Raw genomic sequence first — 18,200 nt, forward strand, 5'->3', positions numbered from 1 at the left:
TGATTTCATGTTTTAGTTTTAGTTGAGAACGGCTTTTAATAGTTTATATTTTAAAAAGTAAATCTACTGAAGTGAATTGAAATATTATACTTAAAAATTATCTTTGTAAAAACCATTAATACATCATGCACAAATCAATTTTCTCAGTTTGCTTTTTATTTTTATCATTTTTAAATCATGCTCAGATTTATGAGATCGAATATGAAAGTTCCTACAACGGAAAAGTACAGTCCGATCAGCCTAAAACAGTAGCTTGGGTAAGTGAAAACGAAAATTATATTCTCAATACAAATATTAAAAATCAGAAAACAGAGTATCCTTTTGAAATCAGTAAAATCGAAAAGCCAGCCAATACTATTGTTTCCTACGGATTTTTGAATCAGAATAAAATTGTATCCACTTCAGATTCTGAATCCATCGCTAAACAGGAATTTGAAATCACTTCAGAAACCAAAAAAATTCTTGGTTACAACTGTAAAAAAGCAGTGACAAAAATCAATTCAAACACCATTGAAGTCTGGTACACCAACGATTTAAAACTTAAAGGAGGTCCATCAAGTCTCGGACAGAATTTAGGATTAGTTCTTCTGGTTGAAAGAAACGGAAACTCTGCAACAACCGCAGTTTCCATCAAAAAAATCAAAAAAACAGGCATTGAAAAGATTATTAATAAACAACCTTCAAAAACCGACCTATTAAGCTACAGAGATTTGCTCTGGAGAAGTAAATTTACCACGATAAAAGTTTTTGAAAATGAAACAATCAATTTTTCTGAAGAATCGAAATCCAACGACAGCATAAAAAGATTTGCCAACGGAACAATCATTTTGAAGAAAGTAAAATTCCCTAAAATATCCGCAGGCGAAAATATTTTCGTTGAAGTAAAACAGCAATCCAACGGCGATGCTTACGACAGAACCGGAACCGTTTTTTATATCCCTGAAGACAAAAAACAAAGCTTTTTCGATGGACTTCAAAACGGAGTTAAAACCCTTCCACTTTTCGAAAACGGCAACGGCAAACAATATTATGGAGTTACCGCAACAGAAAATTATCTTCCGGCTGTAGAAATGATGCGTTTTTTCACGTCCTTCGGCATTAATAAATTCAATCACATTCAGTTAAAAGATAAAAACTGGCAGACCATTAGCCCATTCCGTCAGGATATTACCGAACTGAAACCGGCACTTTCAGAAAAAGAGATCTGGGTGGGAACATTCATTGGGAATTACGACAAAGGCGGTCATAAAGTGAGTTTAGACATTACCATTCATAAAAGTTCGCAGCAGGTTCACAAAAACAATATGGTGATTCCGGTATTCAGTACCATCAATATCATGGAAATGGCAGGTCAGGATTATGCTACCATGTTCAGCAGTGAAAAAGGCCTGGAGATGGAATTCACTCTTGATAGAGAAATTAAAAATATTACCATGCGGTACATAACAACCGGACACGGAGGATGGGAAAACGGTGATGAATTTATACCAAAAACGAATACAATTCTGGTGGATGGAAAACAGATTTTTTCATTCATTCCCTGGAGGTCAGAATGTGGATCTTACAGACTTTTCAATCCTGCATCCGGAAATTTTGCAGACGGACTTTCGTCATCTGATCTCAGCAGATCCAACTGGTGTCCCGGCACTGTAACGAATCCTCAATTCATTGAACTAAGAAATTTAAAAGCCGGTAGACACCGCATTCAGGTTAAGATTCCTCAAGGTGCTTCAGAAGGAAGCAGTTTCAGTGCCTGGAATATTTCGGCAGTACTTTTGGGTGAGGGCTAAAAAAACAAAACCTCCTTGCAATTGACTTGCAAGAAGGTAAAAACACAAATGATGAAAAAAAATTATTTCGGTTCAAAGTACGTGATTTTTTTTCATACCACCAATACCCAATTACCATTATTTTTAAAAAAATTAAAATTTTTATTCATTTTAAAGCTTTCAATGTTTCTTAATGAAAAATTTTAACCAAATGATTAAAAAACAATTGATAATATTAATTTAATTAACTTAAACAAATCTTTTAATTAAAAATATTAATCAATTCACAATTTAACTTTATGAAATTTAATTATAATGATACATTTGTTTTAAATAAATAAAATATGTGCGGAATTGTATGCCTGTTTGATGCTAAACAAAACACGGAAATCCTCAGACCACAGGTTCTGGAAATGTCAAAAAAGATTCGCCACCGCGGTCCAGACTGGAGCGGAGTGTTTCAAAGTGAAAAAGTTGTTTTCTCTCACGAAAGATTGGCAATTGTTGATCCTACTTCAGGAAAACAACCCCTGTTTTCGAAAGACGGAAATATAGTATTGGCAGTAAACGGAGAAATTTACAATCACAGAGAACTGAAAACCGAATTCCCTGATTACGAGTTCCAAACCGAGTCAGATTGTGAAGTCATCATCGCTCTTTATGAAAAATACGGTAAAGATTTTATTGAAAAACTCAACGGGATTTTTGCCTTTTCCTTATATGATATTAAAAATGACGTCTATCTTATTGCAAGAGATCACATGGGAATTTGCCCGCTCTATCAGGGCTGGGACAAAAACGGAAACTATTATGTAGCTTCTGAACTCAAAGCTTTGGAAGGTGTTTGCAAAACCATAGAAACTTTTTTACCGGGTCATTATGTTTTCAGCCTTGAAGGCAGCGAACTTCAGCAGTGGTATCAAAGAGACTGGGTAGATTTTGATGCAGTGAAAGATAATACAACCGATATTGCAGCAATCAGAAAAAGCCTTGAGGAAGCCGTTCACAGACAGCTGATGAGCGACGTACCATATGGTGTTTTACTTTCCGGAGGCTTAGATTCATCCATTATTTCTGCAGTTACCGCAAAATATGCCAGACAGAGAGTTGAAAGCGACGATACTCAGGAAGCCTGGTATCCGAGACTGCACAGTTTCGCAGTAGGACTGGTTGGCTCACCTGATTTGGAAGCTGCCAGAAAAGCTGCAGACCATATTGGAAGTGTGCATCACGAAGTTCATTTTACCGTTCAGGAAGGAATTGATGCGGTACGTGATGTAATTTATCATCTGGAAACGTATGATGTGACAACCATCAGAGCTTCTACTCCAATGTATTTACTTGCAAGAGTAATTAAATCCATGGGAATAAAAATGGTTTTATCGGGTGAGGGTTCAGATGAACTTTTTGGTGGGTATTTGTATTTCCACAAAGCACCAAACGCAAAAGAATTCCACGATGAAACCGTGAGAAAATTAGGAAAACTTCATTTATATGATTGTTTGAGAGCCAATAAAGCGCTGATGAGCTGGGGAATTGAAGGAAGAGTTCCGTTTCTGGATAAAGAATTTATGGATGTTGCCATGAACGTAAACCCTGAAGACAAAATGATCAGAAAATCTGAAGGAAAAATTGAAAAATGGGTTCTCAGAAAAGCTTTCGAAGATCTTTTACCAGAATCTATCGCATGGAGACAAAAAGAACAGTTCTCAGATGGCGTTGGCTATTCCTGGATTGACAACCTGAAAGAAATTGCCGAAAAATATGTGTCAGATGAAATGATGACCAATGCGAAATTCAGATTTCCTCTGAACACTCCGCAAAATAAGGAAGAATACCGCTACAGGACTATTTTTGAAGAACATTTCCCAAGCGAAACTGCAGCAGCAACCGTTCCTTCTGTTCCTTCTGTTGCTTGCTCTACTCCTATCGCGTTGGAATGGGACGAGGCTTTCAAGAAAATGAACGACCCAAGCGGAAGAGCTGTGATTTCAGTACACGATGATTCCTATTAAATCTAAAACTTTTAAATGACTGATATCCCGCTAATTTTATTTGCGGGATTTTTTATTCTCTATTTTAAATCTTAATTTTGTAAAAAAAAGATACCAATGTCTAAAGTAAAAATAGGAACCGTTCAGATGTCTTGTGTTGCAGACAAACAGACCAATCTGAATAACGCAATAGAAAAAGTAAGGGAAGCCGCTGCCAAAGGTGCTCAAATCGTTTGCCTTCAGGAATTATTTACCTCACTATACTTCTGCGACGTGGAAGATTACGATAATTTTGATCTTGCGGAAGCTATTCCAGGGCCTTCTACTGATGCACTTTCACCTGTTGCAAAAGAATTGGGCGTAGTAATTATCGCTTCTCTTTTTGAAAAACGTACTCAGGGATTGTATCACAACACAACTGCTGTAATCGATGCAGACGGAACTTACCTTGGTAAATACCGAAAAATGCATATTCCGGATGATCCGGCCTACTATGAGAAATTTTATTTCACGCCTGGAGATTTAGGGTACAAAGTTTTCCAGACCAAATTTGCAAAAATCGGTATTCTGATTTGCTGGGATCAGTGGTATCCGGAAGCTTCAAGAATTACTGCATTGATGGGAGCTGAGATCATGTTTTATCCTACCGCAATCGGTTGGGCAACAGACCAGGATTACGAAACGAACGCAGACCAGTACAATTCCTGGCAGACCATTCAGCGTTCTCACTCTGTAGCCAATGGTCTTCCTGTGGTTTCTGTAAACAGAGTTGGTTTTGAGCAGGATGGTGCAATGAAATTCTGGGGCGGAAGTTTTGTTACCAACGCACAGGGAAAACTTCTGTATTTAGGATCTCACGACAAAGAAGAGGTTGAAGTGACGGAACTTGATCTTTCACAAACCGATTACATCCGCAAACACTGGCCTTTCCTGAGAGACAGAAGAATCGACAGTTATCAGCCGATTACCAAAAGATTTATTGACGAAGATTAATATAATTTTCATTAAATTTAAATGAAAGACAGCATTTATCCACATTTACTCACAGAAATTAAGCAGAGAATCCTAAGTTCTCAGCTAAAAGCTGCCTTGTCGGTAAATGCTGAAATGATTACACTTTACTGGAATATTGGTAACGACATCGCCCAAAAACAAAACGAGCAGGGCTGGTCTTCTGGCGTAATTCCTCAGTTGGCAAAAGATTTAAAGTCAGAATTTCCTAATTTAAAAGGTTTTTCTGAAAGAAATCTTGGCCGAATGCTTGCGTTTTATCGAGAATATTCAGACAATCCAATTTTGCCACAGCTGGTGGCAAAATTACCATGGGGTCACAACATTCTTTTAATTGAAAAAATAAAAGATCAGAATTTAAGATTTTGGTATGCCGAGAAATGTGTTGAAAACAACTGGAGCCGTGATGTTCTGGACGTTCAGATTAGAACAAAATTAATTGAAAGACAGGGAAAATCTGTTAATAATTTTGAAAATACTTTACCCAAACCTCTATCCGATTTAGCAAACCAAACTTTAAAAGATCCTTATATTTTCAGCTTTTTGAGTTTCGACCAAAATATCAAAGAAAGAGACATTGAAAACCAACTAATACAACATATTGCCAAATTTTTACTGGAGTTGGGAAAAGGTTTTGCATTTATTGGTTCGCAATATCATCTGGAAGTTTCAAAAAAAGACTATTATCTTGATCTTCTTTTTTATCATACAAAATTAAAATGCTACATCGTTATCGAGTTGAAAAACACAGCATTTAAGCCCGAATTTACAGGAAAACTAAATTTCTATCTTTCAGCTGTAGACAGTTTGGTTAAAGAGGCTGAAGACAACCCCACTATTGGCATTCTACTGTGCAAAGACAAAGAGAACATTGAAGCTGAATTTGCCTTGAGAGGAATTACAAATCCTATTGGCATCAGTGAAATCAGTTTTGTGAAAAAATTACCTGATGCGTTAAAAAACAGCCTGCCAACAATCGAAGAGATAGAAAACGAACTGAAAAATTTCAGTAAAATCTAATCTCGCTTTTTTTTAAATAAATTAAAATGAATATCGAAAAAAATAGTAATAAAAATACCCCAAAGCAACTTGGCTACAGATTCCCTGCAGAATGGGAGCCGCATGAAGCAACATGGCTGAGCTGGCCTCACAAAGAAGAATCGTGGCCGGGAAAACTGGACGAAATCTATCCTAAATATTCTGAATTCATCAAGATACTTTCTCAGGACGAGTTTGTAAGAATCAACGTGAAAGATGATGAAATGCAGAAGTTTGCGATGGATTGCGTAATGCAGGCCGGTGCAAACATTGAGAACATTGAATTTTACCAGAACGAGACCAACGATGCATGGTGCAGAGATCATGGTCCTGCTTTTTTGGTGAATCCCAACGCGGAAGAGCAAAAAGTGATAGTTGACTGGGGTTATAATGCGTGGGGAAACAAATATCCGCCATTTGATCTCGACGATGTAATTCCAACAAAAATTGGGGAAGAATTTGAAATTCCTGTTTTTCATCCCGGAATTATTATGGAAGGTGGAAGCGTGGAATTTAACGGAAAAGGAACCATTTTGACCTCAAAATCATGTCTTTTAAATAAAAACCGAAACCCACATCTTTCTCAGGAAGAAATTGAAGATTATCTGAAAAACTATTACGGACAGGAACAAATTCTCTGGGTTGAAGACGGAATTGTAGGAGACGATACCGACGGTCACATCGATGACACCATCAGATTCGTAAATGAAAATACTGTACTCACCGTTGTGGAAGACAATCCTGAAGATGATAATTATGAGATTCTTCAGACCAACCTCCGTCAGTTAAAAGAAATGAAGCTTTTGGATGGAACTCCATTAAATATTATTGAACTTCCAATGCCAGATCCTGTAATTTGGGAAGACCAGAGATTGCCTGCATCGTATGCGAATTTTTATATTTCAAATCATCACGTTATTGTTCCAACCTACCGTTGCGACAAAGATCCTGTAGCTTTGGAGATTATTCAGAAATGCTTTCCAGAGAGAAAAGTGGTGGGAATAGATTCTACTGAGATTATCTGGGGACTGGGAAGTTTTCACTGCCTGAGCCAACAGGAGCCTGCAGTTTCTTAAAATATAATTTGTTTAAAAATATTCAGTTTGCATTTATTAGCAATCTTTTTTTGAAAGAAATGAATAATATTCTGATAATTTAACTAATAATTAAACTTATTATCTAATAAATAATTATATTTGAAAAGTTAAAAAATATTTATATCTATAATCTGTGTTTGTAATGAAAAGAAAAGTAAGTGTTTTGTTTGCTTTGCTGGCTGTGGGTATGGCTTTCGGACAGGGTAAATTTGGAAAATTTCTGAACTCTAAGAAGCTCGCTCTCCAGTATAAAACCGTAAAAGATAAGGAAAAAGAAGACTATTATCAGCAATATTACTGGCTGGTAAAAGCAGAACAGCTTAAAACTTATCCTCACCTAAAAGACGTAAAACCAGTGGTTTTATATGAATTTGTAAAAAAGGTAAACCCTCAGAACCCTACCAAGAAAATCGGTGATCAGGGTAAAGAAATCAGAGATAAGGCAGAACTTTCTTTGGATCAGTATTTCAAAAACAAAAACTTTGCAAACAACCAGGTTTTGCTTCACAACTTAGAAAGTTATGTAGACCCTTCAAAAGGAGAATACTGGACTAAAGTGGACCCGGAAAAAATCAAGGAACTTGTTCCTAAAGAATTCTTCGGATTTACGTCTATGAACAGAATGACTGGAGAAGAAAAAAACTACTATCTGTGGATCGACAAGAAGAAAGATGATTTCAAGATTGTAGATATTATTCCGAGTGAAAAAGGTAACAAAGCTTTTTACGGTTCTGTAAAACAGTATCTTCCAAAGTATAAATTTGAGACCAAATATATGCCGACAATGAAGAAAGGAAGCAAGGCTGATAAAACAGATAAAGATTTCTATTACATTATGCCGTTTGAGCAAAACAAAGATAACATTGAATACAAAACCGACGACTTCGAAAACTACACACTAAGCCAGGTGAAAAGAGAAGGAGAAGATTGGATCGGCGTTGAAAAAGTTAGAAAATAAAATTTAAAAGTCCTGTGAGAATTCGCAGGACTTTTTTAATTAAATAAATTGATGGTTTTAAAATTGCTTTTATAATCATTTCTCAAATATGCCGATTACAACTTCTCCACGCCAAACCGTAAAAAAAGTTCTTCCTTTAATTTTAGCAACTGCTATTTTTATGCAGATGCTGGATTCTACAATTTTAAATACTTCTCTACCCTCAATTGCAAGAGATCTTAATGAATCTCCGCTGAATATGCAGAACGCCATAATCAGTTATGTCCTGACGTTGGCCGTTTTTATGCCGGCAAGCGGATTTTTGGCAGACCGTTTTGGAACGAGAAGAGTTTTTATTTTTGCTTTGGTTCTTTTCAGTTTAGGCTCGGTGTTTTGTGCCCTTTCTCAAAATCTCACGCATTTGGTGATTTCAAGAGTCGTTCAGGGAGTTGGCGGAAGTTTAATGACTCCTGTTGGGAAATTAGCTTTAATTAAAACTTTTAACCGAAACGAATTGCTAAAAGCTATGAACTTCGCCATTGTTCCTGCTTTGATTGGTCCTGTTTTAGGTCCGTTGGTGGGAGGGTACATGGTCGATTATCTTTCGTGGCACTGGATTTTTCTAATTAATATTCCAATTGGAATTTTAGGAATTGTTTTGGGTTTAAAGTATATGCCGAATTACAATTCGCGAGACACCGATTTTGATTTGAAAGGTTTTATGATCTTTGCGGCAGCCTCTTTACTGCTTTCCGTTTCATTGGAACTTTTTGGCGATATGCAGAATATTACACCCGTTTTACTCGTTTTCATCCTGGGATTTTTGTTTCTGTATTATTATTACAGGCATGCGAAAAGAGGCAACAACCCAATTTTTCCACTAAATCTATTTCAGGTTCGCACATTTAGAGTTGGAATCGTAGGAAATCTTGCAACAAGATTAGGAATAAGTTCCGTTCCGCTTCTGCTTCCCTTAATGATTCAGATTGCTTACGGTCAATCGGCAGTAATGTCGGGTTGGATAATTGCACCGATGGCCTTAACTGCAATGTTTGGCAAATCATCGGTAATCCGGATCTTAAATAAATACGGTTACAAAAAAACGTTGATGGTCAACACTTTTGTGATCGGAACTTTAATCTGCTGTTTAGCAATTCCCAATATCAATGATTCTATTTTCTGGTTCGTTCCGGTAATCGCTATTTTAGGATTTTTCAACTCGATTCAGTTCACATCTATGAACACGATTTCAATTGCAGACTTAAGAAATTTCCAGACCAGCAGCGGGAATTCCCTTATTTCAGTGAACCAGCAATTGGCGATCGGTTTCGGGATTGCATTTGGTCTAATTGTTTTAAAAATTTACGAAAACAGTCCGGAACTCATTCTTCATGAAACTCACAACGCTTTCCGCTATACTTTTCTGACTGTAGGAGCTTTAACAATTCTCTCAAGTTTGGTTTTCAGAAGACTTCATGTGTCAGACGGCAGAAATATGAATTCAAAAGAATAAAATTTCTTTAAAATTCAAAACTTATCACACATCAATGTCGGATTTATATTCAATTGTTAGCTTTGTTTCAATCAAAAAATAAAATTATGAAAGCAGAATTTGAAAACATTGACTTAGTAAAAAATGAAGATAAGAAAAGATTCGAAATCGAATTAAACGGTCACTTCGCATTTATTGATTATAAAGAAACAAGTCAGCAAATCGCCTTAATTCACACAGAAGCCGAACCCGAACTGGCCGGAACCGGAGCTGCCGCTGCCGTCGTTGAAAAAACATTAATTTATATTGAAGAAAGCGGTAAAAAACTACTTCCTTTCTGTCCTTACGTTTTTGCATTCATCAAAAAAAATAAAGACTGGAAACGTATTGTGGATGAAAGATTTGAGAGCTACGACAGACTGTAACTCATCATTCCGACAAAATATGTTTTATGATTTTTGCTGAAAAACAACTATATTTATTTTCAAAACTTTAATTCAATTTAAACTAAACTCAAATATTATGATGTCAAATATAGGCCTGATCGTCGAAGAGAAAGCTGCAGATATAGGCAATTTTTTAGTCGGCAGACTTTTGCCGTTCCGTGAAAAAAGAGCAGTTGGACCGTTTGTTTTTATCGATCACATGGGACCCGCTGAGCTTAAAGATTATCAAAACCTTGATGTTCCGCCACATCCGCACATCGGGCTTTCAACTCTGACTTATCTTTTCGAAGGTTCTATTTTTCACCGAGACAGTCTGGGTTCTGCGGCAGAAATAAAGCCTGGAGCCGTAAACTGGATGACTTCAGGAAAAGGCGTTGTACATTCCGAAAGAACTCCCGAATATCTTAGAAATTCACCACAGTTTCTTCATGGTTTCCAGATCTGGATTGGATTGCCAAAAGAAATGGAAAACACCGAACCCTCATTTTTCCATATTGAAGCAGATGAAATACCGACCTGGACGGAAGGTGATACAAGTTACAAACTGATTGCGGGCGAAGCTTTCGGAAAAAAATCTGCAGTTCCCGTTCACAGTCCGCTCTACTTTGTCGAAATTAAAAGCAAGACAAAACAAAAACTCAATATCGGACAACACCTTTTCGGCGAAGTGGGAATGTATGTTTTGGAAGGAACTGTAAATATTGAAGGGCAGGAATACGGAACCAAACAGTTGTTAATCGCTAAAAATGCTTCGCTTTGTGAATTTGAAATTAATGAAAACACAACAATTTATCTTTTTGGAGGCGAGCCATTCCCTGAAGAAAGACATATTTTCTGGAATTTCGTGCATTCAGACAGGGAAAAAATTGAGGAGGCAAAAGTAAACTGGCAGGATCAGAACTACGCTGCATTTCCTCTAGTTCCGGGAGATGATAAAGAATTTGTTCCGTTGCCGAAATCTATTTTAAACAGAAAATAAGTAAAAGAAAAGCCACTTTTCTGTAAAGTGGCTTATAACTTCTTTTTGAAATCAAAAATTATTTCGGCATTTGAGCCTGAGAAATTTTCATTGCAAAATCAGACCAAAGTTTAGCGTCTTCCGGAGTCATTTTTGAAGCCATTTCTGCCTGCTTTGTAGCCCACTCCTGAGTTTTCTTGCTGAATTCCTGCATTTTTGCAGCATCGCCAGATTTACTAACTTCAGATGCTTCTGCCATAAATGCAGCATATTCATCCGCAAACTTCTGAGCTTCAGGGTTGCTGAATCTAGGAACTTCTACTCCCATCACACTTTTCGGAGCTTTTGTAGACGAGCTTTCATTTGTAGTTGTGCTGTTAGTTGAAGCTGTATTTTCAGTCGGTGTAGTGTCCGTTTTTACTGCTTCTTTTTTTTCACAAGATGTCATACTGATTAGTGCGACTGCACCTAATGATAAAATAATTTTCTTCATAATATTGTAATATTTAAAATCGCTACAAATATATATTTATTTGTGAATAATTTAACAATAAGGTATTAAAATATGTTAAATAATCAATATTTATACTTAATTTAAATAAAAATGATAATTTAAAAATCTTTCATATTTATATATTACTGCCTCATTTTCAATATAATTTATTTATAATTGATTTAAATTTAAAAATAACTAATTATGAAAATTGAAATTAAAAGTATGAAGTTTGATGAAGATGTTTTAAAATCAATTTTTCTATATTTACCTAACTCAAACAAAAAATCCAAATAAAATAACAGATGAAAATATTAGCATTTGCAGGAAGTACATCTTCCACGTCGATTAACAGAGAACTTGTAAAATTTGTTCTTAAAAGTTTTCCTGAAGATCAAATTAATTTAATAGATCTCAATGATTTCGACATGCCCGTTTTCTCGATTGACCGTGAGAAAAATGGCTTTCCGGATGAGGCCCATCAATTTTTAAAACAAATTGAAGAATGTGATGTGATTATCTGTTCGCTAGCAGAGCACAACCGTTCATATTCAGCGGCATTTAAAAATATTTTTGACTGGGCTTCGAGAATTAATGTAAAAGTTTTTCAGAATAAACCTATGCTTTTGATGAGCACTTCGCCTGGAGGATACGGTGGCGGAAACGTAATGAATACAGCAAAAACATTCTTCCCACAGTTTGCAGCTGATGTGAAGGAAACTTTTTCTTTGTCTAAATTTTACGAAAATTTTGATTTAGAAACAGGTGTGATCAATCCTGAAATACTGAAAGATTTAAACGAAAAAATTGAAAGTTTTAAAAATCAAATTGCTTAAAAATTAAACCATAAATCGAAGATTATCTCCTTACAGTCGATGAATGTTATATCGACGTAGTCAAAAGTTACAAGAGCTGTTTGAAAACATCAGTAATATTAGAACAAAAATCTCTGAAATCTGCGGAAGACTTTCATCAATTATCAATCATAAAATTACTCATTACACATAACTCATTACTTATAAAAACCCATGGCTGTAACCGTAAAAGCAAGCTTAGGCAAAACAAAATATTACACGGAAGTGATCGCTGGTGAAAACAGATTAATCACCGATGAACCCACCGACAAAGGCGGACAAAACAAGGGTTTTAATCCTTTCGAAATTCTCGCAACTTCTTTGGCGAGCTGTACCGCAGCAACTTTAAGAATGTACATCGACAGAAAAGAATGGAACGTAGAAAACATAGATGTAGAAGTAGAACTGGAAAATTTTCCGCTCACAAAATTGGCAGTTTTTAAAAGAAACATTAGTTTTGAAGGAAGTGAACTGAGTGAAGAACAGCTGAAAAGACTTCACGCCATTGCGGATGCATGTCCGGTACACAAAATATTACTTAACGAAATAGAAATTCAAACCAAATTTTCATAATATGATAGAAGTAAAACAAAACGACGACAAAAAACACGGAAGCTTCGAAGCTTCAATTGACGGACAGAAAGCAGGATTAATGACCTACACATGGGCAGGAGAAGACCGCTTTATCATCGATCACACCGAAGTGGAAGAAGCTTACAACGGAAAAGGCGTTGGAAAGGAAATGCTGATCAAAGCTGTAGAATTTGCCAGAGAAAACAGCAAAAAAATTATTCCTCTGTGCCCGTTTGCGAAAGCAACTTTCCAAAAGAACGAGGATTTGCAGGATGTGTTGTAAGGCTCGGTGTTGGATGTGGGATGCTGGAAATTATTCCCACAGACCGCACAGATTTCTCAGATGATTGAGAATACTTTTTTTTTTAAAATTGCCACAAATGCACGAATTTTAACTAAATAATTTAGAAAATATTCGTGCATTCGTGGTTTTTTATTCCACTGAATAACTCCATGAAGGATCTGTGTAAATCCGTGAAATTTGCGAGACACGACTTCCATCTTCCATCACACCGCTTCCGCTTCCCAAAAAAAACTATATTTGCTGAAATTTAAATTAAAGCATGAATCCGGGAACTGTACTTTTGCTGTTTGTATTTGTTTATTTTGTAGGACTTTTGGTAATTTCCTATTTTACCAGCCGTAACTCTGATAATCAATCGTTTTTCATCGGTAACAAAAAAAGCAAATGGTGGCTCGTCGCCTTCGGGATGATCGGAACCAGCTTAAGCGGTGTGACATTCATTTCCGTACCGGGAACTGTCGGAAAAATGACCGGAAGCGAATATATTTTCGGCGGATTCGAATATTACATGATGGTGATCGGCTTTTTCATCGGATATTTCATTGTCGCGGCAGTACTTCTCCCACTCTATTATAAAATGAATCTGACCTCGATTTACACCTATTTAGGTAAAAGATTCAACGTTGAAGCACACAAAATCGGTTCCGTATTCTTCATTGTTTCAAGAGCGATTGGTGCTACGGCGAGATTGTATCTTGTGGTAAATGTTTTGCAGATATTTTTACTGGAAGGTCTAGGCGTTCCGTTTTGGGTGACGGCTGCAGTGCTTTTATTGATGGTTCTTCTGTACACATTTGAAGGTGGCGTAAAAACGATTGTTATTACCGATACTCTGCAGACTTCGTTTATGATCATCAGTTTAATTGCGTGTATCGTTTATATTTTATCCAATCTAAATCTTTCTTTTGGTGAAGCCTACACGGTTTTAGAACAGAAAAATTATACGCATTTTATCAATCTTGATCCCAATTCCAAAACTTTCTTCCTCAAAACCATTCTCGGCGGAATCTTTATTACCATCGCAATGACGGGACTTGATCAGGAAATGATGCAGAAAAACATCTCTGTAGACAATCTGAAAAACTCCAAGAAAAATATGATGACTTTCGCAGGAACGCTGCTATTTGTAAATCTGGCATTCCTGTTTTTAGGCGGATTGCTTTATCTTTTTGCTTTGCAAAACGGTGCGGGATACTCGGAAGTTACAAGTATTGTGGATGGAAAAGAAGTGGTATCCAATGTTTTCGGATTCAAAGATGCTGCAGGAAACGTGAAAAATATTATGGGCGATGACCTGTTCCCGGCGTTGTCACTTAACGGTTATTTCCCGATGACGATTGCTGTAATTTTCATTATTGGATTGATTTCCGCACTCTTCCCATCTGCGGATGGTGCTTTGACGGCAGTTACCAGTTCATACTGTGTTGATCTTTTAAATTTAAATGAAGACAAAACACGAACAGAAAAGCAGAAAAAACATCTCCGTATGAAAATTCACCTGACATTTACGGTGGTGTTTTTCATCCTGATCATGGTTTTCAAAGCGATGAATGACAAATCCATTGTTTACCTCATTATGGAAATTGCAGGTTACACCTACGGACCACTTTTAGGCTTATTTGCTTTCGGAATCTTTACCAAATTTAAAATCTCAACAAAATATTCTATTCTTGCCGTGACGCTTTTGGCACCGGTTCTTACGTATATTATTAATTATTTGGTGACTGCGTATACTGATTATAGGATTGGTGTGGAATTAATTATTCTGAATGGTTTGCTGACGTTTGTTGGACTATATTTGGTGAAGAATAAGAATTATCTGAAGTTGGTTTAATTAAAATATTTAGTTAGCAATTTTTCATTTACGAATAAGTTTTGTTCAGTTTGAAATCCGGAGAAATCACAGACAAATTATACGTAAAACTTACATATGACTTTAATTTTATGAAAAGATCAATTTATATATTTTTAATATTATTCAGCATATACTCTTGCGACAACTCATCAAATGACGAAATTGAAACTGAGAAGAAATGTTTTATTACAAAATTCAATCCCGTTGTCGTCCCATTATATGGTCAGGAATTATTCACTTCAGAGTTTATTTATAATTCACAAAATGATATTATTAAAAAATTAGATTTTGATATTATTCAGGGTAACGTTTCTGAACCGCTTACAACACAAATAAAAAGCACAACCGAAATTATTTATAGCACCAGTAATCTGCCCATTAAAATAGTGGAACAGCCGAACATTTATAATATTCAACTGATAGAATACTTATCCTATACAAATGGAAAATTAGTGGCAATAGATCGTGTTACTACTAATATTGCAGATAACTTAAGTTCAAAATGGAAATATGAGTACAGCTACACTGATAACAAAATAACATCAGTTATAGGTAAGCATTATGACAGTAATAATATTTTAGATCTAAATGAAATCACAACCGTAGTGTACGGAGCAAATGACAACGTTCTATCTGTCACTAAAGTTTCCAGTTCTGTTTCTGTACCAAATTACATTAGTAAAACAATTACTGAATATGGAGATTACGACTCATATAAAAATCCTTTTAAAGATTTACAAGTTCCATTTGAAGATTATATTTTCATTCGGTATTCACAAAATAATTACACGAAATACTCTAAGAGGCATTTTGTAAATGATATTCCTCAATCGTATGAAACTAAAACATTTACTTACACTTATAACGAAAAAAATTATCCTAAAATAGCCGAATTCAGATGTAATTATTAAAAAAATAATGATTAAATTTCTTAAGTTTTGGCTAAAGCCAACACAATACGTCAAAAAATGAAATCGGGCTAAAGCCCGATTCTATTGATAAAAATAAAAAATTAGTCACTCGTAACTTTAAAAACACAAGGTTTTAAAAATATATGGTCAGCTTTTCCGCCTGAATTTATCCTGAGTTTGCCGAAGGGCTCCCGCTTTTTTGTGCCTGAGCTTTTCCCTCGCTTACAAAAAGAGCTCCACTCAAGTCGGGCTGCGGTAGTAAAATAACAATATAAATTTTCAAACCTTCAAGGTTTAGTAAACATAAAAATCTCTTTCAAAATTCAACAAAATCCGGAACTTATACTCCGGATTTTTCAATTTCCGTAAGCCGGTAAAAAATTGTAAATTCGCATACAATCAATTCTAATAATAAATCCTAATATATGAGTAAAAGTATTGAAGAGCTGAAATCTCTTACAACACAAATCAGAAGAGACATTTTGAGAATGGTTCATGCTGTAAATTCAGGTCATCCCGGCGGAAGTTTAGGCTGTACAGAATATTTTACTGCACTTTACGGTAAAATTCTGAACTACAAATTACCATTCACCATGGAAGGTAAAAATGAAGACCATTTCTATCTGTCAAACGGACATATTTCGCCTGTTTTCTATTCTACTTTGGCAAGATTTGGATTCTTTCCTGTAGATGAACTGAAAACTTTCAGAAAACTGGACTCAAGATTACAGGGTCACCCAACAACTCACGAAGGCCTTGAAGGAATCAGAGTTGCCTCGGGATCTCTCGGACAGGGACTTTCTGTTGCTCTTGGTGTTGCACAGGGAAAAAAATTAGATGGCGATACTTCTTTGGTTTACTCACTTCACGGAGACGGAGAGTTGCAGGAAGGTCAGGTTTGGGAAGCTTTTATGTATGCAGCCGGAAACAAGGTAGATAATATTATTTCAACGATCGATTACAATGGTCAGCAGATTGACGGAAGTACAGACAATGTACTTTCACTGGGAAATCTTCATGCAAAACTGGAAGCTTTCGGATGGACGGTTCTGGAAGAAAAAAATGGTAACGATCTTGAAGCCGTAATCGCTATTCTTGAAAGAGCAAAAGCCGAAACAGGAAAAGGAAAACCAGTGGTAATCATCCTTCACACCATTATGGGTAATGGAGTAGACTATATGATGGGAACGCATGCATGGCACGGTAAAGCTCCAAGTGATGAGCAGTTGGATACCGCTTTCAAACAGTTATACTTAGAAGCTCCGGCAGATTACTAACATGAATGATCAGTGATAATTGATAAATGATTTCTCACTTGTATCAATTATCAAACATCATTTATCAATCATAAATTTAAACTTCACATGAAATATACATATACAGAAAAAAAAGATACACGTTCAGGATTCGGAGCCGGATTGGCAGAATTGGCTGACAAAAACCCTAATGTTGTAGCGCTTTGTGCAGACCTTATAGGATCGTTGAAAATGGAAAAATTCATCGAAAAAGCTCCTGAAAGATTCTATCAGGTGGGTATCGCTGAAGCAAATATGATGGGGCTTGCTGCAGGTTTGAGCATCACAGGAAAAATTCCTTTTACAGGAACTTTTGCCAACTTCTCTACTTCAAGAGTGTATGACCAGATCCGTCAGTCGATTGCTTACTCTAACAAAAACGTAAAAATATGTGCTTCTCACGCAGGTCTTACTTTGGGAGAAGATGGTGCGACACACCAGGTTTTGGAAGACATAGGAATGATGAAAATGCTTCCGGGAATGACCGTAATCAACACTTGCGACTACAACCAGACTAAGGCGGCAACTTTAGCGATTGCTGATTTTGAAGGTCCGGTTTATTTAAGATTTGGAAGACCTGTAGTTCCTGTATTTATTCCTGAAGACATGCCTTTCGAGATTGGAAAAGGTATTCTTTTACAGGAAGGAACCGACGTAACGATTGTTGCAACGGGTCACCTGGTTTGGGAATCTTTGGTTGCCGCAGAAGAGCTTGAAAAAGAAGGAATCTCTTGTGAAGTAATCAATATCCACACAATTAAACCGTTAGACGAGGAGATCATCTTAAAATCTGTTGAGAAAACAGGTAAAATCGTAACTGCCGAAGAGCACAACTACCTTGGTGGTTTAGGTGAATCTGTTGCCGGAATGTTGGCAAGAAAAAGACCTACAAGACAGGAATTTGTAGCCGTTAACGATACTTTCGGAGAATCTGCAACTCCTGCCGAATTAATGAAAAAATATAAAATCGATTCTGCTGCTGTTATTGAAGCAGTGAAGAAAATTTTAGCTTAAAACTAATTTTCAGCATAAAAAAGGAGGTCAAAAAATGAGGCCACTGAAAAACCTCATGGATTTTAGTTTATCCTTTTAAAATGGATTAAAAATAAGAGCTTATTATGTGATTGAATAATCCGTAATAAGCTCTTTATTTTTTTTAGAAGTGTTTTTTTT

Annotated in this window: 17 protein-coding genes; 16 read left to right on the top strand and 1 reads right to left on the bottom strand. The window is 36.1% G+C overall.

Annotated elements, in window-relative coordinates; translation table 11 throughout:
- Positions 1-125 precede the first annotated feature (125 nt).
- The 9 genes from IC610_RS18835 (at position 126) to IC610_RS18875 (ending at position 10,763) form a co-directional block, all read left to right on the top strand.
- Positions 126-1,790 (top strand): GLPGLI family protein, encoded by a 1,665-nt coding sequence (locus tag IC610_RS18835; protein WP_191738229.1) that lies wholly within the window; start codon positions 126-128, stop codon positions 1,788-1,790.
- A 323-nt stretch (positions 1,791-2,113) separates the two neighbouring features.
- Positions 2,114-3,784, top strand: a complete 1,671-nt coding sequence (gene asnB, locus IC610_RS18840) for an asparagine synthase B (RefSeq protein ID WP_191738231.1) — start codon at positions 2,114-2,116, stop codon at positions 3,782-3,784.
- Between the two features lie 96 nt (positions 3,785-3,880).
- Positions 3,881-4,756: a carbon-nitrogen hydrolase gene (locus IC610_RS18845; protein WP_191738233.1), complete on the top strand. Its 876-nt coding sequence runs from the start codon at positions 3,881-3,883 to the stop codon at positions 4,754-4,756.
- 21 nt (positions 4,757-4,777) lie between these two features.
- A complete protein-coding gene (locus IC610_RS18850) occupies positions 4,778-5,794 on the top strand; it encodes a PDDEXK nuclease domain-containing protein (RefSeq protein ID WP_191738235.1) in 1,017 nt (338 codons plus the stop codon).
- A 26-nt stretch (positions 5,795-5,820) separates the two neighbouring features.
- Entirely contained in the window at positions 5,821-6,888 is a 1,068-nt protein-coding gene (locus IC610_RS18855) for an agmatine deiminase family protein (protein ID WP_191738237.1), read from the top strand.
- 163 nt (positions 6,889-7,051) lie between these two features.
- Positions 7,052-7,867 carry a hypothetical protein gene (locus IC610_RS18860; protein WP_056084627.1) on the top strand — a complete coding sequence of 272 codons (816 nt, stop codon included), beginning with the start codon at positions 7,052-7,054 and terminating at the stop codon, positions 7,865-7,867.
- Between the two features lie 88 nt (positions 7,868-7,955).
- A complete protein-coding gene (locus IC610_RS18865) occupies positions 7,956-9,359 on the top strand; it encodes an MFS transporter (protein WP_191738239.1) in 1,404 nt (467 codons plus the stop codon).
- An 86-nt stretch (positions 9,360-9,445) separates the two neighbouring features.
- On the top strand, positions 9,446-9,763 hold the full coding sequence (locus IC610_RS18870) for a GNAT family N-acetyltransferase (RefSeq protein ID WP_191738241.1): 318 nt from the start codon (positions 9,446-9,448) through the stop codon (positions 9,761-9,763).
- A gap of 100 nt (positions 9,764-9,863) precedes the next feature.
- Positions 9,864-10,763 (top strand): pirin family protein, encoded by a 900-nt coding sequence (locus IC610_RS18875; protein ID WP_191738268.1) that lies wholly within the window; start codon positions 9,864-9,866, stop codon positions 10,761-10,763.
- A gap of 58 nt (positions 10,764-10,821) precedes the next feature.
- Here the strand turns inward: IC610_RS18875 and IC610_RS18880 are convergent, their stop codons facing one another.
- Entirely contained in the window at positions 10,822-11,235 is a 414-nt protein-coding gene (locus IC610_RS18880; protein ID WP_191738243.1) for a hypothetical protein, read from the bottom strand.
- 305 nt (positions 11,236-11,540) lie between these two features.
- Here IC610_RS18880 and IC610_RS18885 point away from each other — a divergent pair, with 305 nt between their 5' ends.
- From IC610_RS18885 to IC610_RS18915, 7 genes are all read left to right on the top strand, one after another.
- The gene (locus IC610_RS18885; RefSeq protein WP_191738245.1) at positions 11,541-12,071 is read left to right on the top strand and encodes an NADPH-dependent FMN reductase; all 531 of its coding nucleotides are present in this window, start codon (positions 11,541-11,543) and stop codon (positions 12,069-12,071) included.
- A gap of 192 nt (positions 12,072-12,263) precedes the next feature.
- A complete protein-coding gene (locus IC610_RS18890) occupies positions 12,264-12,662 on the top strand; it encodes an OsmC family protein (RefSeq protein ID WP_191738247.1) in 399 nt (132 codons plus the stop codon).
- A gap of 1 nt (position 12,663) precedes the next feature.
- Complete coding sequence (locus IC610_RS18895) at positions 12,664-12,945, top strand: GNAT family N-acetyltransferase (RefSeq protein ID WP_185113748.1); 282 nt, start codon at positions 12,664-12,666, stop codon at positions 12,943-12,945.
- A 280-nt stretch (positions 12,946-13,225) separates the two neighbouring features.
- On the top strand, positions 13,226-14,800 hold the full coding sequence (locus tag IC610_RS18900; RefSeq protein ID WP_191738249.1) for a sodium:solute symporter: 1,575 nt from the start codon (positions 13,226-13,228) through the stop codon (positions 14,798-14,800).
- A 41-nt stretch (positions 14,801-14,841) separates the two neighbouring features.
- Positions 14,842-15,732, top strand: a complete 891-nt coding sequence (locus tag IC610_RS18905; protein ID WP_191738251.1) for a hypothetical protein — start codon at positions 14,842-14,844, stop codon at positions 15,730-15,732.
- 425 nt (positions 15,733-16,157) lie between these two features.
- Complete coding sequence (locus IC610_RS18910) at positions 16,158-17,009, top strand: transketolase (RefSeq protein ID WP_191738253.1); 852 nt, start codon at positions 16,158-16,160, stop codon at positions 17,007-17,009.
- Between the two features lie 87 nt (positions 17,010-17,096).
- Positions 17,097-18,041, top strand: a complete 945-nt coding sequence (locus tag IC610_RS18915) for a transketolase family protein (protein ID WP_191738255.1) — start codon at positions 17,097-17,099, stop codon at positions 18,039-18,041.
- Positions 18,042-18,200: the final 159 nt, after the last annotated feature.

It is taken from the genome of Chryseobacterium caseinilyticum (assembly GCF_014837145.1).
GTDB classification, from domain to species: Bacteria; Bacteroidota; Bacteroidia; order Flavobacteriales; family Weeksellaceae; genus Chryseobacterium; species Chryseobacterium caseinilyticum.

Excerpts from the sequence above, each read along its gene's own strand:
- IC610_RS18835 (WP_191738229.1), top strand. The coding sequence starts at position 126 with ATGCACAAATCAATTTTCTCAGTTTGCTTTTTATTTTTATCATTTTTA.
- asnB (WP_191738231.1), top strand. The coding sequence starts at position 2,114 with ATGTGCGGAATTGTATGCCTGTTTGATGCTAAACAAAACACGGAAATC.
- IC610_RS18845 (WP_191738233.1), top strand. The coding sequence starts at position 3,881 with ATGTCTAAAGTAAAAATAGGAACCGTTCAGATGTCTTGTGTTGCAGAC.
- IC610_RS18850 (WP_191738235.1), top strand. The coding sequence starts at position 4,778 with ATGAAAGACAGCATTTATCCACATTTACTCACAGAAATTAAGCAGAGA.
- IC610_RS18855 (WP_191738237.1), top strand. The coding sequence starts at position 5,821 with ATGAATATCGAAAAAAATAGTAATAAAAATACCCCAAAGCAACTTGGC.
- IC610_RS18860 (WP_056084627.1), top strand. The coding sequence starts at position 7,052 with ATGAAAAGAAAAGTAAGTGTTTTGTTTGCTTTGCTGGCTGTGGGTATG.
- IC610_RS18865 (WP_191738239.1), top strand. The coding sequence starts at position 7,956 with ATGCCGATTACAACTTCTCCACGCCAAACCGTAAAAAAAGTTCTTCCT.
- IC610_RS18870 (WP_191738241.1), top strand. The coding sequence starts at position 9,446 with ATGAAAGCAGAATTTGAAAACATTGACTTAGTAAAAAATGAAGATAAG.
- IC610_RS18875 (WP_191738268.1), top strand. The coding sequence starts at position 9,864 with ATGTCAAATATAGGCCTGATCGTCGAAGAGAAAGCTGCAGATATAGGC.
- IC610_RS18880 (WP_191738243.1), bottom strand. The coding sequence starts at position 11,235 with ATGAAGAAAATTATTTTATCATTAGGTGCAGTCGCACTAATCAGTATG.
- IC610_RS18885 (WP_191738245.1), top strand. The coding sequence starts at position 11,541 with ATGAAAATATTAGCATTTGCAGGAAGTACATCTTCCACGTCGATTAAC.
- IC610_RS18890 (WP_191738247.1), top strand. The coding sequence starts at position 12,264 with ATGGCTGTAACCGTAAAAGCAAGCTTAGGCAAAACAAAATATTACACG.
- IC610_RS18895 (WP_185113748.1), top strand. The coding sequence starts at position 12,664 with ATGATAGAAGTAAAACAAAACGACGACAAAAAACACGGAAGCTTCGAA.
- IC610_RS18900 (WP_191738249.1), top strand. The coding sequence starts at position 13,226 with ATGAATCCGGGAACTGTACTTTTGCTGTTTGTATTTGTTTATTTTGTA.
- IC610_RS18910 (WP_191738253.1), top strand. The coding sequence starts at position 16,158 with ATGAGTAAAAGTATTGAAGAGCTGAAATCTCTTACAACACAAATCAGA.
- IC610_RS18915 (WP_191738255.1), top strand. The coding sequence starts at position 17,097 with ATGAAATATACATATACAGAAAAAAAAGATACACGTTCAGGATTCGGA.